This window comes from Treponema sp. OMZ 788, assembly GCF_024181245.1.
Lineage (GTDB): Bacteria > Spirochaetota > Spirochaetia > Treponematales > Treponemataceae > Treponema_B.
Genome location: NZ_CP051199.1, coordinates 649,225 through 672,537, shown reverse-complemented (window position 1 = coordinate 672,537; position 23,313 = coordinate 649,225). Strand labels below are relative to the sequence as shown.

Genomic DNA, 23,313 nt, shown 5'->3' with positions numbered 1-23,313 from the left:
TCACTTCTTCCTTTAGCACTTACACAAATTCAAAAGCATCAAAGGGATAGCCGTTCCTTAGGCTTGGGAGGGAGGCTTCGATTTCGGCGTTTGAAGGAACCTTATAAGGCAAGTTAAGCTTAAAAATTTTGTTGACTGCCTTTCCGCAAAGTTCTTCTAAGCGGGATTCTGGACAGCCGGCCTTACGCAGTTCTTTTAGAAGAATAAGAGAACCTGCAAAACCCGGAATACCGGAGGCTCCTTTTTTCTTATCTTCAATGGTGTGAGGAGCATGGTCGCTTTCTATCCAGTCAACATCGCCCGAAATAAGCGCCTTAAAAACGGCTCTTTGATCTTCTTTTTCACGCAAAGGAGGGTTCATCTTGACAAAGATACCTGATTGTTTATAGGCTTCGGTATTTAAAAGAGCGTGATGGGCCGTAGCTCCGCACGAGATATTTAGGCCTCTTTTTTTTGCTTCGGCAACCAGTCTTATGCCTTCTTTTGTGCTTATGTGGCAGATATGTATATGCCCCTTAAAACCTTCAGATTGAATAAGGTCAATTTGATCTTTTATGGATTCTGTTTCGGCTGTTACGGGACGGGCAAGACTGTGAGTTATGGGATCTTCAATATTGAAAATGGAGTTATCCATAAGGCTTTCTTTTTCGCAGTGAATTGCGATAAGCCCCTCATAACCTAGTCTTGCAAGGGCAGAATAAACATTACGCTGCTCTTCTTTTTCGACAATTCCCATGTTTCCTGTGGAATGTCCGGCGAACATTTTAAAGCCGACGATTTTGGGAAAATGCTCATTATAAAACGAGACCATTTTTTCTATTTGAGAACTATCTGAGGTTAAGCCGCCGTAAGCAGCATAGAAGGCAGAAACTCCAGCATCTTTTATGGAGCGTTCGGCAAGAGCAAATCTATCCAATACGGCTTCAGGGGATGTAAGCGGAGGATTTGTATTAGGCATATCAAAAAAGCCCCTAAATCCTGCAGGGCAAGCCAAAGAAAGGGCATGGAAGATGGTCTCTTTTTCGGCCAATAGGCCGTCCCTAAGGTGAACATGCGAATCTATCATAAATTTATCTTTTAAACCTAAAAAAACAAAACGGCTTCGCCGTAGTCTTCATCCTTTGTTATACTTATTTCAAGCTTATTTTTTCCGTCAAATTCTATGCCGTCCATTTCTATTTTTAAGGCATAGGCTTTTATGGGTTCAACACCCTTGTCGACAGTCTCGTTGATAACCCTCATAGTAACGATTTCATGAAAATCTCCGTTTACCGAAACTGTTATATCGTCGGTATTAAGCTCCGGAGCTATGGCCTTTTCTTCCCCTAAAAGAAGTTTTGAGCTCATTGGACGAAAATAAACCATCATGGTATTATCCGTATCCAAAGACGGGAAAAATATCAAACTGAAAATTTCTATTTTTCCCAGTTTAGGATTTATTTCGACATTTTGCCTCAAATCTATATTGTAGCCCCAAAATTCAAGGAAATTTTCATTGAACCCTTTTGAAGCGATAAAATAAGGGTATTTTTTTGATTCGGTTTCTAAACAAAAACATCCGGCTTCATCAGCTTCGCCGCTTACAATAATTTCAAATCTTTCGGTTAAAAGAGCCACTTTTGCATGACTTACGGGCTTTTTATTTTTATCCCTAATAATTCCCTTTACAAAACTCATACAAATTCTCTCCTTAGTGTTAAATTATATATCAAAAAAGAGTGAGTTGTCAAGCAAAAATCGGTTTTAAAACTATTTGCGTTTATATTTTGAAGCAGAGTTTGAAGTTTCTTTTTTCTTTTTTGTGTCTCTTTTTGGTTTTGAAGACAATCCTCGTTTAGGCCTTTTAGAGCCGTAAGAGGCAGGGGCTTCGGTTTTTGCGTCAATGTGCATATGCGGAAGACCTCTTTTCTTTTTGCAAAGGCGTAAGGCATCATTTGCTGCATTTTTAGGCATCGTAGCAAGAGAAAACCTATCCATGACCTCAATATCGTCTACCAGTCTTTCAGGGATTGAAAGAAGGCGGCTTAGCATTTCGGCCAGTTTACGCTTTGTAATTCCGTCTTTTCGGCCGACTCCTATATAAAGGCGTAAGCTATCGTCATCCGATTTACGTATGCGGCCTTCGGATCGGACGGGCTTAATAGTTTTATAATGTGAGGGAGATAAAAATGAGCCGTACTGCATTTGAAGAATAAAGGCAAGAACTGTTTGAGCATCCCCGTATTCTACAAGTTTATTTGCAAAGGCTGCAAAACCTTGTTCGGGCTTTTCTTCGTTCATTCTTTTTTCGATTTGAGCAGCCGTTTCCGTTAAGATACGGGTTCTTTTGATTTCGATGACTTGTTCGATTGAAGGAAGTTTACCCTCTTTTAATTCGCCTCGGGCGTGTTTGCGAAGATACTCTATTCTTTTTACCTCGTTAGGGCGGACAAAGCTGACTGCGATACCCGCAGCTCCGGCACGGCCGGTTCTTCCGATACGGTGGGTATAGGTCGGCCCGTCATAGGGAATTGCATAGTTTACAACGTGCGTGATGCCTTCAATGTCGATACCGCGGGCGGCAACATCGGTTGCAACAAGGATGCGGGTCTTTTTTGATCTAAAACGTTCCAAAATTTTTTCCCTTTGGCTTTGAGGAATGTCCCCATGGAGGGCGGCAGCTTCGTAGTGCCTTTCATCAAGTTCTTTTGCAACATCATCGGCATCGATTTTGGTTTGACAAAACACTAGGCCGTAAAAGTTAGGGCTTGTGTCTATAAGGCGGACAAGGGCTTCGGTTTTATCACCTTCCCTGACTACCCAAAAAAATTGCTCGGTTAAAGAGGCTCTTTCTTCTTGGGGCTCTTCTTCTACAATTTCATAGTCACCCATAAAGTCGGAGGCGATGGCCAATATCTGCTTGGGCATCGTAGCCGAAAACATTAAAACGCGGGCTTCGGGATTTGCCTTTGAAAAGATATTTTCTATGTCTTCGATAAAACCCATGTTCAGCATTTCGTCGGCTTCATCCAAAATAAAATATTCTATATCTTCTATTTTTAAGGAGCCCCTCTCAAGATGATCCATCACCCGGCCGGGAGTTCCGACAACGATTTCGACACCGGTTTTTAAGCTTCTCAGCTGAGGGCCGATTGCGGCTCCTCCGTAAACTGTAGTGATACGGGGAAACTCTTCAATTCTAAAAGATTCAAGTTCACCTGCGACCTGAACGGCCAGCTCTCTGGTCGGTACCAAGATGAGGGCTCTAACCTTTCCGGTATTTGAACGCAGCTCCTGCACAAGGGGGAGCCCAAAGGCAGCCGTCTTTCCCGTTCCGGTCCTAGCCTTAGCTATAACATTTGCCTCTCCGGAAAGAAGGCGGGGAATGGCCAAAACCTGAATAGGAGTAGGCTCTTCAAAGCCCTTGGCTTCAACTGCTTTAAGGACTATATCGTCAAGTCCCAATTCTTTAAAAGTAATTAACATAATCGTTTCAGTATAATAAATCCGTAAAAAAAAATCTATAGCTTAACGATAATTGACACTTATTCCGTTTTAGGCTAAACTTAATCTTAATATGAATTACATCGAATTATTAAAAAAATCGGCAGAAAAAACCAATAACTGTGCGTGCATGGGCTTAGACCCTGTCCTTGAAGCAATTCCAAATAAAACGGGAAATGTAAAAGAAAATCTTATAAGCTTTTTTAAAGAGCTTTTCGATAAGATGCAGGAGAAGAATTTAATTCCTGCGGCCTTTAAACCGAATATAGGTTATTATTCGGCACTCGATAAACCTAGGGAAAAGGATTTTTCGGGTTCAGAAAGCCTTGCAGAAATTTTATCCTTAACCGAAAAGCATTTTCCTGACATCCCTGTCATCCTAGATTCAAAGAGAGGCGATATTGCGAGATCGAGTCTTAACTATGCTATCGAGGCCTTTGACGGATGGAAGGCTGATGCCGTAACGGTAAGCCCCTACATGGGAAGCGACTCTATTCTTCCGTTTATTTCCGAAAAATATTTTGGGAAGGGAGCCTATATTTTAAACCGGACAAGCAATCCGGGTGCAAAAGATTTTCAAAATCTTAAAACGGATGCAAACAGTAACAACAAGCCTGAGCTTTATATCGAGGTTGCAAAAAAAATCGCTTTTTATGCAAAGGAATTCCCCGGAACGGGAGCTGTTGTCGGTGCTACAGGAATGGACGAGCTTAAAATAATTTCCGGCATTTACGCTCAGGCAGGAGAAGTTCCGATGCTGATTCCGGGAGTCGGCTCCCAAGGCGGAGATGCAAAAACCGTTATAGATGTTCTTAAAAAAGCAGGCTGCAATTTATCCCTTATAAGAATAAACAGTTCTAGCGGCTTGACCCATCCTTGGAAAAAAAGCACCTATACCTGAAAACTATTTGGAGCTTTGCATAAGCAATATCGAAAAACTGCTTAGCGAAACTGCAATTAAAAACATCAGTCCTTAGAGTAAATAGAATTTAAGATGGAATCGATGCGGCGTTTTGTGTATCCGCTTATAACATAGGAATTATTTAAAGCGGAATCAAATAAAATAAAATCGCCGCCTTCCATCGGAGTAAACAAAATTTTTATTTCTTCCCTGCTTCCTAAAATCAATTTTACTTCCTCGGTTTCGGAATTGTTTATGAGAAAAGCGGGAAAAATATCTATACATGAAAATTGTTTTAAAAATGTTTCCAACTCATCAAAGGCCTTTTCGTTTTTGTTTGAGCGTATTATCGAACCCTTATTTTTTTCGATAAGGCGAATTGAACCTTTGTCTAACTTATGTTTATAAATTTGAAGGTCAAGCCAGACACCCGGCCTTAGAGTTAAAAAAGAAGACATAACATCGGGCATAATAAAAATTTTGGTACGGGCATCTATGCGTACATAACGGTTTATGCCAAGCGTATCGTTTTTTCCGAAAACAAAATCGCCGATTATGGTTTTATCGGAACGCAAAAGCTGCAAGCGTGAAGCATGATCTTCATCCAAGCCGAAATTAGTATATTGTTTTACAGAATCGCTTATAAGTTTAAAATTTTGTTTGGTACTCAACACAGAAAAAAGTCTTTCGATTAATTCCGGCTGAACCTTATATTCTCCGGCCTGAGTATTCAAAATAAAATTATCTTTTTTTTTGATTAACCTTAATTCGTTAAATCGAGGCGGAAGAGAATTATCTGGAATGGTAAAAATAATTTCATCTATGTTTTTAATATTTTGTTTTGAAACAAAGGAACCGTTAAAAATATCAGCTTCGGGTTTAGGTATATTTACAAAAATTAAAACTAAGAGAAAAAAAATATTTATAAAAATCAGTGTTTGAGTATATTTTTTTAATTTAAAAAAGTTTTTCATCTTAATCTCCTTTGTTTTATAAACATATAAAGACCTGAAATCAAAATAAAAAGAGGCAGAAGTATAAGAGAAAACAGTCTTGCTCTGAATATAAGGCTTATTCTATCTTCAACTTGTTTAAATGGAAGAGGAGAATGTTTTTTATTTTTTAATAAAAGAAGATTATCTTTTAAAGAAATATATTCTACACAGTTAACCATAAAATCCATATTATAGGTAGAACCGGTATAGTCTATTGTACGGCTTATCATATACTCGTCGCTTATCACCAAAATGCGGGAAGGCTTTGTTTGACCGGCAGCAATTACTGAAGGCTTAAAAGATGCATCTTCAAATTTTTTAAAATGATTTTCAAGAGGGTCTGTGCTGTAAGAATCGAGAACGGTCAAAGAATTTTTTCCCGTAAACAAATAAGGAACAAGATTAGGATTTTTGTTTAAATCAAGATCTATTGAAGAAGGCCAAAAAGAAATTAACGGACTATACCCGGCAAATATCGGATGATTTTTTTTTATACCGCTTAACGGAAATCGAATCCAAAAAGGATAATTGATTAACTTTGTTCCCCGGTTATCAACCTGAGACATCGTAAGACGGAAATTATTTATCAAATCGAGAGCCGTATCGGAATTTATATAAAAACCGTGATGCGAAAGAACATCCAATAAGAAATCTTTAACCTTGGGTTTTGCTTTCCATGAGCCTTTTACATCCACTGTATTCCCGGAAACAAAAAAAACTGCCCTACCCTCTTTTTGTAAAAATATATCTATCGCAGCTGCCGAAGCGTAATCTAAATAATCAGAACCTATGACCAAAAGAGGATTGTCCTGAGGCACTGTATCTATGGGCAGCTTTAAGGGCAGAACATTAAAACCTGAATATTCAAGCCACGGAATTACATAAGAGTAATCGCTTTCAAGCAAGGACGGATTTGCAATCAAAGAAACTGTTGATGATTGAATATTTCCCATAGCCGAATCCCGCATACTTAAAATGAATCTTGCAATGTCATACTCCAATGTATCTACATCATCGATAAAAGGTATGATCCTTGTTTCTCCCATGTATTCTATCATAAACCCGGAATACAATTTATGGATTATTGTAACGGCATTATCTTGAGCTTCTATTTCGCGGGGGACTATTCCTAGTTTTGTTACAGCTTCAGGAGAGAGTCCTGAGGTGTCTTTTACCGAAACATTAAATTTACCTTTGGAATGCTGCTTATATTCTGTAAGCATATCGTCAAGATATTTTAATGACGGGAAAAAAGCATCTACATTAGCACTTTTAAACCAAGTTACTTTTACCGAAGCTTCAAGATGAGTCAATAATTCTTTTGTATAAGAAGACAATGTATAGTTTTTTTCTTTTGTCATATCGAATCGAAAATATAATTTTGAAGAAACAAGAGAAATTAAAACAAGCATTAAAACAAAAAGTATAAATTGAAGCTTATATTCTTTTTTCATCTTACATTCCTTTGTTTTGTCAAAATAAAAACATTTAATTCGATACCTAAGACCATCAGGACAAAATAAAAAATAAGATCCCGGGAATCCAAAAGTCCGCGAGCTGCCGATTCAAAATGAGAGCTAAAAGAAAGATAGCCTATAAAGCTATTCAACAATATAGGGAAATTTAAATTTTTTGTTAAAGGATAAATAAGGGTAAAAAATAAAACGGTCAAAAACGAAAGCAGAAAATTAATTTCAGTTTTACTGCTTAAGGCAGAAAGCCCGAGTGAAATAGAAATAATACCTGCACCGAATAAAAAAACGGAAAAATAAGAAACAAAAAAAGAACCAGCATCAAAGTAAACCAACGAAAAAACCGAGAGCGGTATTACTAAACTTAAACCAAGCATGATAGACCAAACTAAAATAAGGCTTAAATATTTGCCGAGCACAAGATAACGTATTGAGACAGGCAGAGAAAACAAAAGCTTATCGGTAAATTGTTTTTTTTCGTCACTCCATACACTCATCGTAAGCATAGGAATTACAACACAAAGCAAAAAAGGTATATTTAAAAAAAACGGTTTTAAGTCCGATAAACCTGCATTAAACCATGAATCGGTTCCGATAAAGGCAAGAGCTGCACCCAACAGAAAAAAAAGAGAAGATGCATAAAACGAAGAACTCTTATACATCATCTTAAATTCTTTTTTTGCAATAAAAAAAAGAAGACTTTTATTTGTTTTTTCTAAATTCATTTTTATTTATCCCTGCAAAAAATTCAAAGGCTTTTTCCAATACGGTATAATTAATTTCGGAATCAAACTCGCAGCCGCCTTCTTTTAACTGATCTTTTATTTCTAAAAGATTTCCTACTGCTATTATTTCTCCCTTATTAATTAAGATATGATTAGAACAAAGCTCTGCGGCCTGTCTTAAATCGTGAGTGCATATCAAAATAGTTTTTTCTTTTGCAATATGCAGGATCTTTTTTTCAAAATCTTTTACCTGTACCGCATCAAAACCTGAAGCCGGCTCATCTAAAATGATAAGCGGCGGATCATGCAAAACAGCTTGAGCCAAACCGACACGCTGCTTAAACCCCTTTGACAAGCCCTTAATCCATCTGTCCCTGACTTCATCTATTCCGCAAAAATCGATTACCTCATTTAAAGCCTCATGCAAGCTATCGTTTTCTATTCCGTGCATTTGGCCTGCAAAATATAAAAAGTCATAAACTGTCATATTTGCATAAAGAGGATTTTGTTCATATAAAATACCTATACGCTTTTTTGCTTCAATGCCGTCATTTAAAACCGAATATTTACCGACAAAAGCATCTCCTTCATCAGGAGTATAATAGCCAGAAATGCAGTTTATGATACTGCTCTTACCGGCACCGTTTAACCCCAAAAGAGAGGTAATTTCTCCTGTTTTTAACTCAAAAGAAACATTCTTACAGCCTATAGAAGGATTCTTTTTGCTTCCGTAATATTTACTTAAATTTTCTACCTTAAGCATTATTTTTTCTTGATTCCCAAAATAGTCAAATCGTCATACTGCTGATCTTCACGCACATTTGTGTAATAAAGATATTCGTTATAAGAAGCATTCGGTTTACGCCTTCCGCAATAAGTTTGATATTGTCTAAAGTGCTTATTTAAAAAGAGGTCGATTTTTTTATCTACCTGCACTATATCGGTTTCCGTCGCCTTAGGATCCTGATACATGCGGAATATTTTTTCTACAGAGACAAGACCTAAAACAGCATCTTCAATCGAACCTTCAAGATTTGAAAAATCAAAATCAAATTCTTCATTTTCGATTGGGTTATGCCATTTTTTTAATTTAAACGAGCTGCGTGAAAAAATATTTTCGATGATTTCACAAACACGGGGCTTACCCAACTCTTCTCCGTCTTGGCCTACACTATGAGTTTCATGTTCCTCATCTTTTTCAAGCCCCGGTTCTTCACATAGGACAGGCTCCAGCTTGGAATTTCTAAACAAGCGCTTTGCTTCTTCAATACCGTCAGTGTAAAGGAAAAGAACATCCCCAGGATTAAGTTTTACGGTTTCAACCTTAAAACCGCCCTTCATGTCTATCATAAATGTCGGGAAAACTCCGGCAGCAGAAACTTCGGTTAAAATGACCTCTTTCATTTTCTTTGAAGCTGCATCATAAATATTTATAACGTTATCGCCTGCATTGCAAAAATGAACATCGCCGCTTATCGAATCCATAATACAAAGGGTAAAGGCTGCAAATCGCCCCTTAAAACCGCGCGATTCAATCAGATCGTTTATTCGAGCTACAACCTGATCTATTTTTAGTCCATTCTTTTTGTAATTCCAATCTCTGAAGTAGTCCAAGAAAAGAGTTGCGACCTCAACCATGATAAGAGCGGCAGGAACTCCCTTACCTGCAACGTCGCACTTTATAATTGCATAATATCGGTCATCAAGCTTTATATAATCGAAATAGTCTCCCGATACACCGCGAGCTCCTTCATAGTAACCGAAAAATTCGACATTATCGTCTACGGTTTTTCCGCAGGTAAGTTTTCTTCCGGCCGAATCTACATCAAGAGGTAAAAACATTTTTTGAATTTCCTTACCCATTGTCAAATCCTTTGATGCGGCAGCAGCCTCAACAAGACCGTTGGTCATCGCATTTATGGTTGTACCTAAAACGCCTATTTCATCCTTTGTTTTAAGTTTAACATCCTTACCTGCAAGAAGTTCCTTATCTTCTGTAGCGGAAATCATAGCAACATGTTCAACCAATTTCTTAATGGGGGCTGTGATAATTGAAGCCAATATCAGAGCTCCGGCCATACCTATAACAAGAGCACCTAAGGAAATAATAAAAATAATTTTATAAAGGTCATAGGTTGCTTCATCAATTTGTTCAATCAAACCCTTTGTTGAAACTTGAATATATACCATACCGTGAACAAAATTGGATCGGTCTCCCGTTTGCCGGTAAAGAATAGGTTTATAAAAAAGATAGTTTGTAACATCTCTTGAAAGTTTTTTAGAGTTAAATTCGGGATAAGATCCGGCTCCCTTTATACTTAATCCGTTCAATTCGGAATTAAGCTTTGTTTCCATTTGATTGATAGCAGCCTGAATTTCATTTCGCCGCTCTACTGATTTTGCATCTGTGCTCAAAGCAATTCCTACAGCCGTATTTGTCAAGGCTTGAATTTCATCGGCAAGTTCACCCACACTTGCTCTTGCTTCTTGATCAATTTGATCTAGGTTTCTATAAACATCTTCAAGCTGAAGAAGCGACAACTCGGATTGACCTACAACCAATTCGGGAGTATCTATTTTAGAAAGAATGTTTTCATCATTGGAAGCCCAAACAAAGTTATGTCCGATTTTTTTATTATCAATATGAATACCGGTTATCGTTGCAAAGGTAGCTTCTTTAAGAGCCGAAACTTGAGATGGTAAGAATCCTAACTCCAACACATTTTTTGAAGGAAGATAGGCCTTAGCTCCGGAAGTTAAACTTTCAAGCAAAACTTGGGTGTTTGAAGCCAAACCTTCAGCCAATAATCTTTCCTGCGTTTCAGAAAACCTAAATCCCAAAGGAAGAGCCAAGGTTAAAATAACGGATACTACCAAAGTCGTTGTAAATAAAATAAACTTTACTCTTAAACCTCCGCCTCTAACTTTTAATGCAGATAGTTTCTTTTCTTTTTTAAATATCATAGTACCTCCGCTCAATAAGACAGTTACTTCTTGTTTTATTTTTATAGCTTCTTTTATGGAATGAATAACTCCGGATATCGAAAAAATCATAACGAGTAAAATAAATACACCGAAAAAGATAATTAAAAAATAATCCGAGAAATCGTAATCGCTAGCCGAAAGAAGCCAGTTATATTTATAGGCATTTCCATAATCGCCTAATTTAATATTTCCTATATCATCAAAAGATATGGTTTTCTTTGCAAAATAAACTCCGCGGTTTGAGTGCATAAGTCCTACATAATATCTTCCGGGTTCCAAATAGTTTATTTTTATATTTGATATGAGTTTATCGCTAAGAATTGAAAAGTCTTTTTTTTCTATGGTTAAGTCATAAGGAGCAACGCCGTCAGCATCCACATATAGAGAACTTACCTCGCCGCCTGAAGCAAATCCCTTACCTACCAAAGAAAGAGAAATAGAACCATCCATAGCCTGCACCGCATTTACATCTCCAACATAGGTATACGGAATGTATTTGTTTAATGCGAAATATTTTACTGCAGGAGCTCCGATATTTCCAAAAGAGTCTACAGCCGAAACGGTTAAGGCATAAAGACCGTTTTCATAATTTTTAAATTCTCTTTTATTTGAAACGGAACTTATTTTTGAAGTATTTAACTCAGCCTGTATATTATCGGACAAAACTTTTTGAACAACATCATCATCTATAAAACCAAAATCGGATTTTTTTAGATATGAAATAAATTTTTCTACATTACCCAAATAAGAAAGATTCCATATATAACCGATTATAGCCGTTTCGGGTTTTCCGTTTATGTCAAACTCCGGCGGATTCCATTGAATATCAAATGTATTAGAGGTTAAAAAACCTTTTTTATCTAAATCCAGTAAATCAAAAACAGGAGGTGAAGGAGGAACTATATCTCTTTCATAAGAAACGGTAGTCATCTCAGACCAGTTTCCGGCATAGTCGCAGATTCTAACACCCAAATACCAAAGACCGTCTTCTTCAGGTTCATACACTAAAAAAGAGTCATCTTTTAATTTTTTAATTACGGGTTCAACAGATTCAGGAGGAGAATCCTTTGACCATTCGTAAGAGTAACCGGCTATACCCGACGAATCATTTGGAAAACGGATCTTCATCGTAATTTTTTGTTTTCCATCTGAAGTTTTAGCATCAAAGTTTACAGGCTGAAGCTGAGCTTTTCCAACTTCAAAGTCAGGTTCAATATGCATTATTTTTGCAGAACGCAGTCCTTCCTGCCAAACAATATGCAGGTTTCCATCCACAAAAAACGGATTTACAAAAAGTACGGAGCCGTTTATCGACATGACCGAATCGATCAGCCAATTAGTATCTTCTTTTCTTGCAATAAAAATCGAAGATTTACCGTCATAACTTTCCGACCATGATATAAGAGGCTTATTATTATAGGATATAATTCTAGGACTAAATATACTTCCATTTTGAGACGGAATAACTTCAATGGGAGAAGCGAGTCTTCCTTTATTATCCAAAACTGCATAGGCAGTAGAATTTTTTTCGCTTCGGAAAGGAGATTGCTCCCAAACCATAAAGATAGACTTTTCGGAAGAAAGATAAGATATATTAGGTCTTTGATTATTGAAATTAAAATCATCGGTTATTCTTACAGGTTCCGACCAAGAATTTCCTCCATCCGACGAAAATGAAGAGAAAAGCTGATAAGCACGTCTGTCTTCATTTTTATCCAAGGCTTGAAAAACCAAAACATCATTTTTTGCAGAGGCTGTATGTGCCGGAAGAAAAAATTCTGTCTATTTTTTTTACAAAGTTAAATTCTTCAAAAGGCGACCAGTTAAGACCGTCTTCCGATGAAGAAGAATATATAGAGAATTTTTCATTTGCTCCGTGCGAAATAAACATAAGATATTTACCGCTTGAAGCCACAGAGAGTTGAGGAGAAAGCAAATCATATATTTCGGTGGTAATATTTTTTACCGTATATGTTTTACCGTAATCGGTACTTTTTAAAAGAGTAATGGTATTACGGTTTTTTACTAATGCAATTAAAATACTGTCATCATTTCCGACAGCGATAGAAACTATTGACGGAATATCGGCCGTATAAGGAATAGGCGGAATTATTCTTTCATTGATTGTCCATTTATTATTTACATATACACCCGCAGAAATATATATCAAACCTTCAGTATCGGAAGACTTAACAGTCTCCTCCCAAACAGATGCAGAAATATTTGCATTCGAAGCCGATTTTAAAAAGTGTCCGTTTCGGCCGCTTATAACGGAAGGATTTTCCCAATAAAATTCCTTTGCCGACAATGAGAATGTAAAAAATAAAAACATTAAGAATATGTTTAAAAATTTCTTCATGTATTTTTTTCCGTAAATCATAGTAATGCATCTATCCTCTTTTTTAATTCTCTAACCTTTGCCGAATTTCTGGCATTTCGGCTTTGCATAAGCTGTTCAACCAATGCAGCCGCTATAACCTTATTTCCTTTTTGAAGTTCGGCAACGGCTTGCTGATATTGTGCTTCATCGGAAGCCGAGAGTACTACAACGGCAGCACCTCCCATACTCATTTGTATAGAGTCCTTCAATTGTATTGCAGAAACATTTTGCGGATCCAATTTAATAGCTGTATCCAACTGCTGAAGGGCAATAGGGAACGAAAGCCTGTCACCGGATCTGTATATTGCCTGAGCTGATTTTGTAAGATTGGAAGATTCGGCTATTGCTTTTAAGTTGGGAGGAGGCAATTTAAGACCAAGGTAAATTTCAACCTCATTTTTTAATCCGGCAAGCCCCGGAAAGTTTTTATCTATTCCGTACAAGTCCAATAAGTCGCTATAAGACTTTTGAGAATTACGCTTGTACTCGGCTCTTATAGTTTGAACCTTACGCTTAAACTGTTCATTAAAGTTTACCGGATCTGTCAGTTTATCTATTTTTAAATTTAACTGACCTGCAATTTCGTTATAAGGGAATATTAACAATACCTGGCGTATATTATCCTTAGCCTGATTTAAATTATTTAAAGCAGAAGTCTTCTGACCGGCTTTTATTTTTTCTTCGGCTTCCAAATATAACTGATTGGCATTATTTAAAAGCTGAATCATTTGAGGATAAAGAGGAGCTGAAGCCGGAATAGATCTTCCCGTTTTTAATGTTCCTGCAGTATTTACTATTGCCAGCCAGTTTTCAATCTCTTCGTTGGGTTCAACATTTGTAACAGCCCAACGGCTGCGTGCCGCAGTCAAGGCTTCTTCGGCTCGTATAAACTCGGTATTAAAATAATCTTTTTTTGCCTTTTCCAAATAAGCACGGACATCTTTAACAACTACAGCGTTTTCGGCATCATTAATATCCTTACCAAGCTGATCAAGTCTAATATCGGTAAAACTTCTGTATTCAGGGTTTTCTTCAAATTGCAAGGCATCGTTTGTTCTTGTTCGGGATAATTCTATGTTACGTCTTGCAGCAGCAAAATTACCTGAGGCCAAATTTCTTTTTGCTTCCTCGAATCTTAAATCGGCTTCATTTTTTGCTAACTGTATTTTTAAAAGAGTCGACTCTGTTAATGCCAAATCAGAATCTATGACACCGGACAGCTCTTTGAGGGATGCAATTGTTTTTTCAACCCCGTTTTTGTTTTCTTCAAAAATTTTACTTGATGCCGAAATTGCAGGGTCCGCATCTTTAACAAAATTATTTAAAATCCTAAGATCCAATTTTATAATTTCTCTTAAACTTATGAGCTCTTTTCTGGCCTCTCCGGGAGATATTTTATCGTTATCTTTTTGAGCCGATGAAAAGATTTCATATCTTTCTTTTGTTTCATCAAAGGCACGGTTTGCGGATCGATTATTTATAATTGCAATTTCGTCATAGCACATAAGACGGCTTTTGTTCAAATTGCTTAACAATAAATTATTTTTAACATCTAAAGCTTCTTGTTCTTTGGCAAGATCGTTTGCAATATGAGGCATCGAAGACTCGGAGAGCTTTTTAACCGATGAAATCATAAAATCCAATTCTTGAATTTCAGCCTTTAAATTCTTAATTTTAGAATTTTCAGAATTTCTTAATTCATCGGAGCTGCCCGTATAAGAAGCCGGAACAGGCTGTATTTTTGTTCGCATAATCAAAAAGCGGCTATAATATTTTTTTGCGGAATCCATGATTTTGTTAAGCTCGGCCAAAGAATTTCTTTTTTTATCTTGGGAATCAACAACCTTTCCGAATCGCGAGCCTGAGCGTGTATTAATAACGGAATAAATTCCGGTCAAACTTTTTAAATGAAAATCAAGTAGAGATAGATTTTTTTCTATAGATATATCGTTTTCAAAATTAAATGTATCGCAGGATTCAAACCATAGCTTTTTAATTTCCTGCCAATGTCTGTCAGCCAAAGAATAAAGCGGATCATAAACACCGGCTTCCATAGCACCTTCAACACCTTCATACTCTTTTGCAGAATCCCTTCCCTTGGTTAAGCGGTATGCAAATGGCAAAATACTTTCTTCGGCCTCAGCATTTCTGGTCCTTTCATTTAAATAAATCTGTTTTAAAAGTGCACCCGATTTAACCAATGAACCGGTAATATCCCTAAGCCTGTCTGAAGAATTTTTCAAAGCACTTAGTTCGTTTCCGATAGAAGATACCGATGAAGAAAAAGCCTTTGTTCCATATTTATTAACATCGGAAATAAATTTAGAATAAGCTTCTTCATATTTTTTTGTATCGGCTTTAATCAAATCAAATTCTTTTTTCAAAACACTGCTTATTCGGTTATTTTCATCTTCGCTCATTGCATCACCGTCATACATCGAAAAACCTTTGACAAAGACAGAAGACGCATCATTATATTTTTTTTCTTTTATAAGTTTTATACCTTCATTCATGATTTCATTAAACTTTATACGGTAAATAGCATAGAATGAGGAAGTTTTTACCCTGTACAAAAAATCCCTAAGTTCGGGATCCATATCGGATTCCAAAATTTCCATCTTATCTATTATGGCAATTCTTTTTAAGTTGTTGTTAGGATCTACCTTTAGAAGCTCTATAAGTTCATGGAATGCTTTTTGAAATTCGGCTTGGTTTTTCATCGTTTTACGGGCAAGGCTTATTCCGTTTTCCATTGATTCGGGCTTATCTTCAATAACATCAACTATATTCTGCAAGGCCGCAGTATTTTTCGACTCTTCCAAAAGAGATCTGGCCGCAGCATAATCTTTTTCGGCAGTTCCCTTTGAAAAGACCGCTATATAGAGAGAAAATATAAAAATAACCGTAACAAAAACCTTTTTATTCAAATTTACCAAACCTTAATTAGATGAACTTAAAAAGTCATCTGTACAAAAAACTCCTATATCAATTTTCGGCTTTTTATACTTTTTTTTAACAAAAATCTCTAAAAACTGCTTAAAAAAAATCCGAAATTCATATATAATAGTATAAATATGAAGAGAATTTTTCAAGCCGTTTGCATAGCTATTTTTCTCATTTTTTCAAAAACAAGCCTTTTTTGTGCCGATATTTCAAATTTTTATTCGGGCGTATCGTCAATCTTCGATATATTCACACAAAAATTTGAAGGAGAAACAGCTTTTCGTTCCCTGTTAATTCCATCCGGAGGCCGATTTGAAGGGCTCGGAGGGAGCTTTACGGCTCTTTCCAACGATATAAGCTTTTTTGATTCAAACCCGGCCGCAAGTGCTCTTTTAAAAGAAACCGAGATAAACGTTTTGCACAACAGCTGGATAGCCGATTCTAAGCTCGAAACCGCGGGTTATACCCAAAGAAAAAATCATTTAGGCTGGGGAACATCACTCAGGTGTTTTTATATCCCTTTTACGGAATATGGCACATTAGGAGAAAAAAAGGCATCTGGCTACTACAGCGAAACATTTTTAACCGCTAATATAGCCTATAATTTTTTTGCCGGCTATGATTTTAAAGGTGTAAGCCTCGGCGGAAGCATAAAAACAGGAATAAGGTCTATGCCTCCTTTTTCAGGGCAGGGAGAAGCGGCAGATTTAGATAATCCGGAAAAACAGTACAAAAATGCTGCACAACAAAACGGATATGCAGTCCTTGGTGATTTTGGAATAATGATAAGAGCCAATGTTACAAAAAGTTTTTACAGTGATGAGCCTAATTTTTATTTCGGCCTTAGCTTAAAAAATTTCGGGGCTCCCATAAAAGGAGAAATACCTCCTTCATATATATCCCTGGGCTTTGCGTATCGGCCTGTAGATTTCTTTTTGTTCGGAATAGATTTAAATCAGGGAATAAATGTTGTAAACATAAAAAATTCCGGATTTCCTTACGGAAGTTTAGGATTTATGTTTTCGATCACACAATATTTTAATCTTCTGACAGGTATCGGAATTAATGGAGGAAACCCTAGATTTACTTTGGGAGGAGAGGTCAATCTTTCCGGTGTTCAAATTTCTGCAAATTATACCCTCGATCTATCAAGCCAGATTACAAATATAAGCCGTATAAGCGTCGGTGTAAAGCTGCTTTTAGGTCAGGATAAGAGAGACGAAAAACTTAGTACCGTAAAAAAGCTATATCTTGAGGGCTTAAAAGAGTACAACAATAAAAACTATCAAAATGCGATCGATCTTTGGAAAGAAATTTTAACGATAGACAAACGCTATGATCCCGCAATAGAAGGTATCGCCATGGCCGAAAAGCAGCTAATGCTGTTGGATGAAATCAAGAGAATCTTGTTTCTTGACTAAGAGCTTCTTTATTTATCGGATGCTTTTTTCTTGGCTGCCTTAGGTTTCTTTAAAGTTTCTTTTTTCTCTTTTACGGAAGAATCTTTTTTTAAGGCCGTTTTTGTTTCAGACTTTTTCGATGAGGAAGCCGAGCTGCTCTTTTCTTTTGCAGAAGTCTCTGTCTTCTTCTCTTGGGCCTTTTTAATCAGGGATTTTTTTTCTGTAAGTTCTTCGGCAGAAAGAGCTTCGCGTAACGAAAGACGCACGCCCTGAGCCTTTAAGCCCTTCTCGGCAAAGGAGTCGGCCTTAAATTCTTCTTCTATCTTTTTTACGCGCGGTTTCGGCGCATAGTTGAGCTTAAAAGAAAATTTAGGTTTGGTGCTTGCAAAAAGCACCTCGGTATTATCGGGGGCAAAAAGATAGTCTCTGTTTAGGATGTAGCCTTCTACCCTCGCCCTCTTTATATAGGCGTACTTTGTCTTGGAATCGCGGTAAATTACCGTAAAAAGAACCTTCGAAAGTTCTTCTTTTTCGGCAAAACCGCAGTACCACATTCCCGTATCGACAAAGACGCGGTCGGGCACATCCATAACGGTATAAACACCGCTCTTCCTCAAAATAAAGATACGGTCATAGGGGCTGACACGCAAGATCTCTTTTCCTGTGGTAACGGAGGTACCGAGATAGCCTGTTTCTTCATCGTATCGGAGGGCGGTATCCCTTGTTACGGCTTCTTTTACGTCAACCTTTGTAAAGCCCGTAATTTCGGTCTTGCGTTTAAATTCCTCTGCCGGAAGCTTGGCCGCAATTCCGTCCAAAACCGAAATAGCATAGCCTTTTAAGTTCTTCAATAGTTTGGCAATTTCTTTTAAGCGGTTATTTATTTCTCTAACTTCTTCACGGTTTTTGTTTATATCGTAAAGAGAGATGCGTCGGATTGGGATTTTAAGCAATTTGTCTACATCATCTTCGGTTACCTCACGGATTAATTCCTTTTTAAAGGGAACAAAGCCCTTGATAACCGCATTGATAACTCCTTCGGCCGTCTTCATCGTTTCAATCTTTTTGTATATGCGCTCTTCTATAAAAATGCGCTCAAGGGTGCGGAAGTGGAGGCGGTCTGTCAGCATGGCTTTTTCGTATTCAAGCTCGTCCTTTAAAATCTGAACCAGCTGCTTGGCGTGATATTTTATTATATCGGTTACGGTAATTTGAACGGGAAGGTTGTCCTTTATGACCAAGAGGTTGCAGGGAATCGACTGCTCGCATTCGGTAAAGGCATAGAGGGCATCGACCACATCGGCCGAGTAAACCCCTCTGGGGAGCTTTAACTCAATCTCGACCTTTTCGCCCGTGTAGTCGCTTATTTCGGAAATCTTAACCTTTCCGGCCTTTGAAGCAGTCTCTATGGAGTTAATCATGCTTTCGGTAGTGCTGCCGAAGGGAAGTTCCCTTATTACTATTCTTTTCTCGTCGGAGGTGTCGAGCTTGGCCCTAACCAATACCTTGCCCAAGCCGTCCTCGTATTCCGAAACATCGATCAAGCCTCCCGTGGGAAAGTCGGGGAAAAGAGCAAAGGATTTTCCGCTTAAAAAAGCTTTTTCTGCTTCTATTATTTCGAGGATGTTGTGGGGCAAAATCTTTGTGGACATACCTACGGCAATACCCTCGGCTCCAATCGCAAGCACTACGGGGAGCTTGGCCCTAAAGGCTAAGGGCTCCTTGTTTCTTCCGTCATAGGAAACGGTATAATCGGTTATATGGGGATTATAAAAGATGGTCTTTGCAAATTCGTTTACGCGGCACTCTATGTATCGTGGAGCGGATGCCTCATCGCCTGTAAAAATATTTCCGAAGTTCCCTTGAGTATCTATAAAAAGTTCTTTTGAGGCAAGAACCACGAGGGCGTTTCCTATGGAAGCATCACCGTGAGGGTGGTACTTCATACAGTGACCGATAACGTTTGCCACCTTGTGAAACTTCCCGTCATCCATCTCAAAAAGAGAATGTAAAATTCTCCTTTGAACGGGCTTTAAACCGTCCTCAAGGTCGGGAATGGCCCTGTCGCGGATAACATAACTTGCATATTCCAAAAAATTCTTATTAAAAAGACTTTCAATATAATCCATCTTTTTCCTCAAAAAAAAGTATCTTAAGATGATACACTAAAAGTGAAAATTTGTCTACAAGAGCGGAAGCTGTCAATAAACCAACAAAGTATATGTAATTTTTAACTGTCTTCCATTAAAGCGTCTTTACGGGTATAATGCTCTTTTTGATATCAGACGTACAAAGAACGTATAAAGTGAGGAATACATGAAACTATTTTTTAAATACTGCAAAGAAATTTGGAAAGAAAACAAACCCCTTGTTTCCCTCATATATTTTTTAACCATCCTCCTTGCCTGCGTTGAAATAACCCTCCCCCTCCTTTTTAAACTCTTCATCGATAAAACAAGGGAAGGAATTGGAGGCGGAACCTTTGGTCTATACATTTTTTTATATACATGCTGTTTATTGGCAGGAAACTTTTTAAATGTTTTTTGGTATCAATTATTGGACAAGGCGGGCGGAATAATCTTATTACGTGTCAGGAATAATATTTTTAAGAGCATCGCAAATGCTCCTTTTCAAAAGATAAGCAATACAGGAAGGGAAAAGATTAAAAATATTTTATTCAATGATACCATGAGCGTTTTTTCAAATCTCACGCTTTTCGGAATCAAGATCTTTTCAAATCTTTTAATGCTTGCTCTATTTTTAATTTTTGTTTCAGTCTTAAACCCCGCCTTGAGCGCTTTACTCCTTATTATGTCGGGTGCAGGCTTTTTGATTTCTTTAGCGGCGAGAAAAACCATAAAGAAGAATTCTCAAAACGTAAATGCAGAATTAAAAAAAACTAACGCCCTTACAAACTACTTTATTGATTCGATAGAACTCTTTAAAACAAACGATTTGGAAGGCTACATTGAAGAAAAACATGAAAAACTGCTTAAAAATTTTATCAAGATTGCCCGCAAAAACGATTTTACCCAAGTCTTTTTAAAAAATCTTTTGACAAACATCAACATGGTTTTTACCCTCCTCGCCCTATCCTTGGTTATAGTTTTAGGTAAAAACACTTCGGCAGGAGACTTATTGTTTTTGTTTTTTATCTCGAACATGATATTTTCTTTCAGCACCCAGACCGAGCAGCTGATATCGTCCTTTTATGCAAATCTTCCCGCATTTGAGCACATAGAAGAAATACTAAAACTCGGCAAAAAAGATTCGGAAGAAAAATTTTTAAAATGGGAAACATTGCAATCCCTTGCATTCGAAAATTTTTCCTTTTGCTATAATCAGGATAATGATGAAAAACCAAAAACCGCCCAAAGCCCCGCGCCTCTATTAAATAATTTCAATATGACTTTTCATCCGGGAGATAAGGTAAAAATCTGCGGCAAAAACGGAAGCGGAAAGTCCTCTCTTTTAAAACTTTTAGCGGGTCTTCTTGAAGCTTCAAGCGGTTCGATCCTCATCAATGGGAAAAATATAAAGGAATACTCATCTCAATTTAAAAAGCATAAAATTCTTTATATAAGTCAGGATGAGTTCATTTTAAATGAAACAATCGAAAAATATTTTGAAGTTATAAAAACGGGCCTTACAGCGAAAGATATCACAAGCTTTTTAAAGACATGGGATTTTTCAAAAACAAAAACCGATGAAGAGCTTTTAAATTTTATCCTCGAAGACAACGCAAAAAATATTTCAGGAGGCATGAGAAAAAAACTCCTCGCCCTAAAACTTTTTGCCCGTGCAAAGGAAGCCGATATCATGCTCATAGACGAAATAGAAGCCGGAATGGATGTAGAAACCGTTAAGCGCTACCGCAGCGAAAGAAACAAGATTTTAGGAAGTTCTCAAGAAAAGATAATTTTTGAGATTGCCCACACCGAAGATGAAGACGATTTTTTCACCCGTCTTCTTAAAATCGGTTCAGGGAAAGATATTAAATTAATAGACTGCATGACTACCACACAGTTTTAACAGGATAATGAGGAATATTTATATCTTTTGTAATAAGAATAAGATTTTCAATTATAGACTGTGCAATAATTAGACGATCAAAAGGATCGCTATGTATATTTGGAAGCTCTATTATTTTATCCAGATGTTTTGCTTTAATTTGTATAAGTGAAATATCTTTTTCATAACATAAAGCTTCAATCTCCGAAATGGAAGAATCCAAATCAAGTTTCCCTATAGTCTTCTTAATTGCTATTTCCCATAGTGAAACAATACTAAAAAAAATTTTACCCTCTGTGGTTATTATCTCAAGAGCTCTCTTTGACAATTTAGGAGAATCATTTAAGAACCATAACAGGGTATGTATATCGAGCAAATACATTAAATATATCCTTCAAAACATTCAGGCGTTTTATCAAAATCATCCGACATATAAAAAGAGCCTTTCAAACCACCCGGGGTTCTATAGACAGTTTTCTTTTTATTAGCATTATTCTTATATAACAAGAAATTAATATAATCAAAGACAGATTGTTGTTGTTCGATAGTCAGATTATTCATTTTCTTTTCTAAGGAAGAGTAAGACATAAAATCCCTCCGCATTAAGTGTAACATATTCTAAAAAAAAATACTATATAAAAACTAATTTTCAATTAAAATCATAAAAAAAGCCCCCTGGCTCTAAAGACAAGGGGGCTTTTTAGTTTAAAAAGCTAAATTAAAAAACGGTTTGCTCGGAAACGGGTGTTTCAAGAGCTTTTAATGCTTTTTCAACAAGGGCGCGGCGGAGTTTTTTCTCATCTGCATCGTTCATTTTAGGATCACCGAGCGGGTGAGGAATAGCTACGGCCGGCACAATTCTGTTTGCACCAACAGTCTTTGAGATAGGAACAACAGTTGCAATATGTACTACCGGGAGATGTCTCTCGATTTCTTTAACCATCGTTGCACCGCAACGAGTACATGTGCCTCACGTGGAGGTAAGAATTACAGCCTGCACTCCGTCGTTCACAAGTTTCTGAACAAATTCTTCGGCAAATTTCTTTGAGCGCTTTACAGCGGTACCGTTTCCTACCGTTGTATAGTACTTGTCATGAAGCTTTCCGATCTTTCCCTCTTTTTCCATGTCACGCAAAACGTCTACCGGAAGAACTCGGTTGGGGTTTGCGTTACAATAGGTCGGGTCGTATCCGCCGTGAGCTGTTTCGCTGTCGGCTGATGAAAGAGCGGCCATACCTGCGATTGAGTATTCGCCGTAGTGTGAAGCGTTTGAAGCTTCGATGTGGTCGGGGTTACCCTTGGGTACAACACCGCCTGAGGTTACCAATGCAACCTTTGCCTTGGAAATATCCTTAACAGCAGGCTGAGGAGGTACTCTGTCGAATACGGGCATCGGATATTCCGTTACGAACTCTTCACCCTTAATCTTCTTTATGAGCATATCAACAGCTCTCTTTGCACCTCTTTCTTCTGCAAAGTAGTTTTGGCGTACGCCTCTGGGTAAGAGACCTTCTTTTTCGGGGCAGCAAATTTTTTCGCCTGCCAAAAGTTTTTTAGCCAAAGCTCCGATAGCAGGAACAGCTTCTCTCATGCTTACAGCAGAGTTGCCTGTCTTGATTGTATACATAAAGGCTTTGAATACATCATAACCGGGGTTTTCTTCATAGAGACCTGAAATAGCGGGGATGCCGAGCTCAAAGGCAACCTTTGCTGCGTTACCGCAAGCCATACCGTATCGTCCGGCGTTAAATCCGGGACCGGCAATAAGAAGATCGGCTTTAGCATCTGTAAGAACCTTCTTAACAAAGGCAAGAGCTTCTTCTTCGTGCTCGTTAAAATAGTTATCACCGCAGATAATGGTCTTGACGATCTTTCCTGTATCTCCCAAGGCACCCTGAATTCCGGCACCGGGACCTGCTGTTCCGTCAATAACCTCCGGTTTGTAGTCAGCCATGTCTTCTCCGCCCTTTCCGGCAAAGAACTGATTGATATAATGAACAATTACTTTACTCATAGCT

The 23,313-nt window shown here is 37.6% G+C and carries 16 protein-coding genes and 1 pseudogene; 3 read left to right on the top strand and 14 right to left on the bottom strand.

Features of this window, described 5'->3' with window-relative positions; genetic code table 11:
- Positions 1 to 19: 19 nt before the first annotated feature.
- The 3 genes from E4O00_RS03130 to E4O00_RS03120 form a co-directional block, all read right to left on the bottom strand.
- On the bottom strand, positions 20 to 1,066 hold the full coding sequence (locus E4O00_RS03130) for a dihydroorotase (protein ID WP_253678532.1): 1,047 nt from the start codon (positions 1,064 to 1,066) through the stop codon (positions 20 to 22).
- A gap of 17 nt (positions 1,067 to 1,083) precedes the next feature.
- A complete protein-coding gene (locus tag E4O00_RS03125; RefSeq protein ID WP_253678531.1) occupies positions 1,084 to 1,677 on the bottom strand; it encodes a carboxypeptidase regulatory-like domain-containing protein in 594 nt (197 codons plus the stop codon).
- A gap of 72 nt (positions 1,678 to 1,749) precedes the next feature.
- The gene (locus tag E4O00_RS03120; RefSeq protein ID WP_253678530.1) at positions 1,750 to 3,465 is read right to left on the bottom strand and encodes a DEAD/DEAH box helicase; all 1,716 of its coding nucleotides are present in this window, start codon (positions 3,463 to 3,465) and stop codon (positions 1,750 to 1,752) included.
- 91 nt (positions 3,466 to 3,556) lie between these two features.
- Between E4O00_RS03120 and pyrF the strand changes: the two are divergent.
- Positions 3,557 to 4,460 (top strand): annotated as a pseudogene (pyrF, locus tag E4O00_RS03115) (orotidine-5'-phosphate decarboxylase).
- Here pyrF and E4O00_RS03110 read toward each other — a convergent pair.
- From E4O00_RS03110 to E4O00_RS03080, 7 genes are read right to left on the bottom strand one after another with little or no spacing between them, the layout of a single operon-like run.
- Positions 4,450 to 5,358, bottom strand: coding sequence for a DUF4340 domain-containing protein (locus E4O00_RS03110; RefSeq protein ID WP_253678529.1), 909 nt, complete (start codon positions 5,356 to 5,358; stop codon positions 4,450 to 4,452). The pseudogene pyrF and the gene E4O00_RS03110 sit on opposite strands and share 11 nt — an antisense overlap.
- Positions 5,355 to 6,833 carry a GldG family protein gene (locus E4O00_RS03105; RefSeq protein WP_253678528.1) on the bottom strand — a complete coding sequence of 493 codons (1,479 nt, stop codon included), beginning with the start codon at positions 6,831 to 6,833 and terminating at the stop codon, positions 5,355 to 5,357. Before E4O00_RS03105 ends, E4O00_RS03110 begins: the two co-directional genes overlap by 4 nt.
- Positions 6,830 to 7,576, bottom strand: a complete 747-nt coding sequence (locus tag E4O00_RS03100) for an ABC transporter permease (RefSeq protein ID WP_253678527.1) — start codon at positions 7,574 to 7,576, stop codon at positions 6,830 to 6,832. Before E4O00_RS03100 ends, E4O00_RS03105 begins: the two co-directional genes overlap by 4 nt.
- A complete protein-coding gene (locus tag E4O00_RS03095; RefSeq protein ID WP_253678526.1) occupies positions 7,554 to 8,339 on the bottom strand; it encodes an ABC transporter ATP-binding protein in 786 nt (261 codons plus the stop codon). The genes E4O00_RS03100 and E4O00_RS03095 overlap by 23 nt, the downstream gene beginning before the upstream one ends.
- The gene (locus E4O00_RS03090; protein WP_253678525.1) at positions 8,339 to 12,280 is read right to left on the bottom strand and encodes a SpoIIE family protein phosphatase; all 3,942 of its coding nucleotides are present in this window, start codon (positions 12,278 to 12,280) and stop codon (positions 8,339 to 8,341) included. Before E4O00_RS03090 ends, E4O00_RS03095 begins: the two co-directional genes overlap by 1 nt.
- 19 nt (positions 12,281 to 12,299) lie before the next feature.
- Positions 12,300 to 12,941 carry a hypothetical protein gene (locus tag E4O00_RS03085; protein WP_253678524.1) on the bottom strand — a complete coding sequence of 214 codons (642 nt, stop codon included), beginning with the start codon at positions 12,939 to 12,941 and terminating at the stop codon, positions 12,300 to 12,302.
- Entirely contained in the window at positions 12,938 to 15,868 is a 2,931-nt protein-coding gene (locus tag E4O00_RS03080) for a hypothetical protein (protein ID WP_253678523.1), read from the bottom strand. Before E4O00_RS03080 ends, E4O00_RS03085 begins: the two co-directional genes overlap by 4 nt.
- Positions 15,869 to 16,015: 147 nt before the next feature.
- Between E4O00_RS03080 and E4O00_RS03075 the strand changes: the two genes are divergently transcribed.
- A complete protein-coding gene (locus E4O00_RS03075) occupies positions 16,016 to 17,305 on the top strand; it encodes a UPF0164 family protein (RefSeq protein WP_253678522.1) in 1,290 nt (429 codons plus the stop codon).
- Between the two features lie 8 nt (positions 17,306 to 17,313).
- On the opposite strand, the gene E4O00_RS03070 is transcribed toward E4O00_RS03075, so the two are convergent.
- Positions 17,314 to 19,413 (bottom strand): DNA topoisomerase IV subunit A, encoded by a 2,100-nt coding sequence (locus tag E4O00_RS03070; RefSeq protein ID WP_253678521.1) that lies wholly within the window; start codon positions 19,411 to 19,413, stop codon positions 17,314 to 17,316.
- A gap of 187 nt (positions 19,414 to 19,600) precedes the next feature.
- Here E4O00_RS03070 and E4O00_RS03065 point away from each other — a divergent pair, with 187 nt between their 5' ends.
- Positions 19,601 to 21,316 carry an ATP-binding cassette domain-containing protein gene (locus E4O00_RS03065; RefSeq protein WP_253678520.1) on the top strand — a complete coding sequence of 572 codons (1,716 nt, stop codon included), beginning with the start codon at positions 19,601 to 19,603 and terminating at the stop codon, positions 21,314 to 21,316.
- Here E4O00_RS03065 and E4O00_RS03060 read toward each other — a convergent pair.
- From E4O00_RS03060 to grdB, 3 genes are all read right to left on the bottom strand, one after another.
- Positions 21,300 to 21,677 (bottom strand): type II toxin-antitoxin system VapC family toxin, encoded by a 378-nt coding sequence (locus E4O00_RS03060; RefSeq protein ID WP_253678519.1) that lies wholly within the window; start codon positions 21,675 to 21,677, stop codon positions 21,300 to 21,302. The genes E4O00_RS03065 and E4O00_RS03060 overlap by 17 nt on opposite strands.
- Entirely contained in the window at positions 21,677 to 21,883 is a 207-nt protein-coding gene (locus E4O00_RS03055; protein ID WP_253678518.1) for a DUF2281 domain-containing protein, read from the bottom strand. The genes E4O00_RS03060 and E4O00_RS03055 overlap by 1 nt, the downstream gene beginning before the upstream one ends.
- Positions 21,884 to 22,013: 130 nt before the next feature.
- Positions 22,014 to 23,309, bottom strand: a complete 1,296-nt coding sequence (grdB, locus tag E4O00_RS03050; protein ID WP_253678517.1) for a glycine reductase complex selenoprotein B — start codon at positions 23,307 to 23,309, stop codon at positions 22,014 to 22,016.
- Positions 23,310 to 23,313 lie beyond the last annotated feature (4 nt).

What these genes read in the sequence shown, in the direction of transcription:
- E4O00_RS03130 (WP_253678532.1), bottom strand. Translation starts at nt 1,066, where the DNA reads ATGATAGATTCGCATGTTCACCTTAGGGACGGCCTATTGGCCGAAAAA.
- E4O00_RS03125 (WP_253678531.1), bottom strand. Translation starts at nt 1,677, where the DNA reads ATGAGTTTTGTAAAGGGAATTATTAGGGATAAAAATAAAAAGCCCGTA.
- E4O00_RS03120 (WP_253678530.1), bottom strand. Translation starts at nt 3,465, where the DNA reads ATGTTAATTACTTTTAAAGAATTGGGACTTGACGATATAGTCCTTAAA.
- E4O00_RS03110 (WP_253678529.1), bottom strand. Translation starts at nt 5,358, where the DNA reads ATGAAAAACTTTTTTAAATTAAAAAAATATACTCAAACACTGATTTTT.
- E4O00_RS03105 (WP_253678528.1), bottom strand. Translation starts at nt 6,833, where the DNA reads ATGAAAAAAGAATATAAGCTTCAATTTATACTTTTTGTTTTAATGCTT.
- E4O00_RS03100 (WP_253678527.1), bottom strand. Translation starts at nt 7,576, where the DNA reads ATGAATTTAGAAAAAACAAATAAAAGTCTTCTTTTTTTTATTGCAAAA.
- E4O00_RS03095 (WP_253678526.1), bottom strand. Translation starts at nt 8,339, where the DNA reads ATGCTTAAGGTAGAAAATTTAAGTAAATATTACGGAAGCAAAAAGAAT.
- E4O00_RS03085 (WP_253678524.1), bottom strand. Translation starts at nt 12,941, where the DNA reads ATGATTTACGGAAAAAAATACATGAAGAAATTTTTAAACATATTCTTA.
- E4O00_RS03075 (WP_253678522.1), top strand. Translation starts at nt 16,016, where the DNA reads ATGAAGAGAATTTTTCAAGCCGTTTGCATAGCTATTTTTCTCATTTTT.
- E4O00_RS03070 (WP_253678521.1), bottom strand. Translation starts at nt 19,413, where the DNA reads ATGGATTATATTGAAAGTCTTTTTAATAAGAATTTTTTGGAATATGCA.
- E4O00_RS03065 (WP_253678520.1), top strand. Translation starts at nt 19,601, where the DNA reads ATGAAACTATTTTTTAAATACTGCAAAGAAATTTGGAAAGAAAACAAA.
- E4O00_RS03060 (WP_253678519.1), bottom strand. Translation starts at nt 21,677, where the DNA reads ATGTATTTGCTCGATATACATACCCTGTTATGGTTCTTAAATGATTCT.
- E4O00_RS03055 (WP_253678518.1), bottom strand. Translation starts at nt 21,883, where the DNA reads ATGTCTTACTCTTCCTTAGAAAAGAAAATGAATAATCTGACTATCGAA.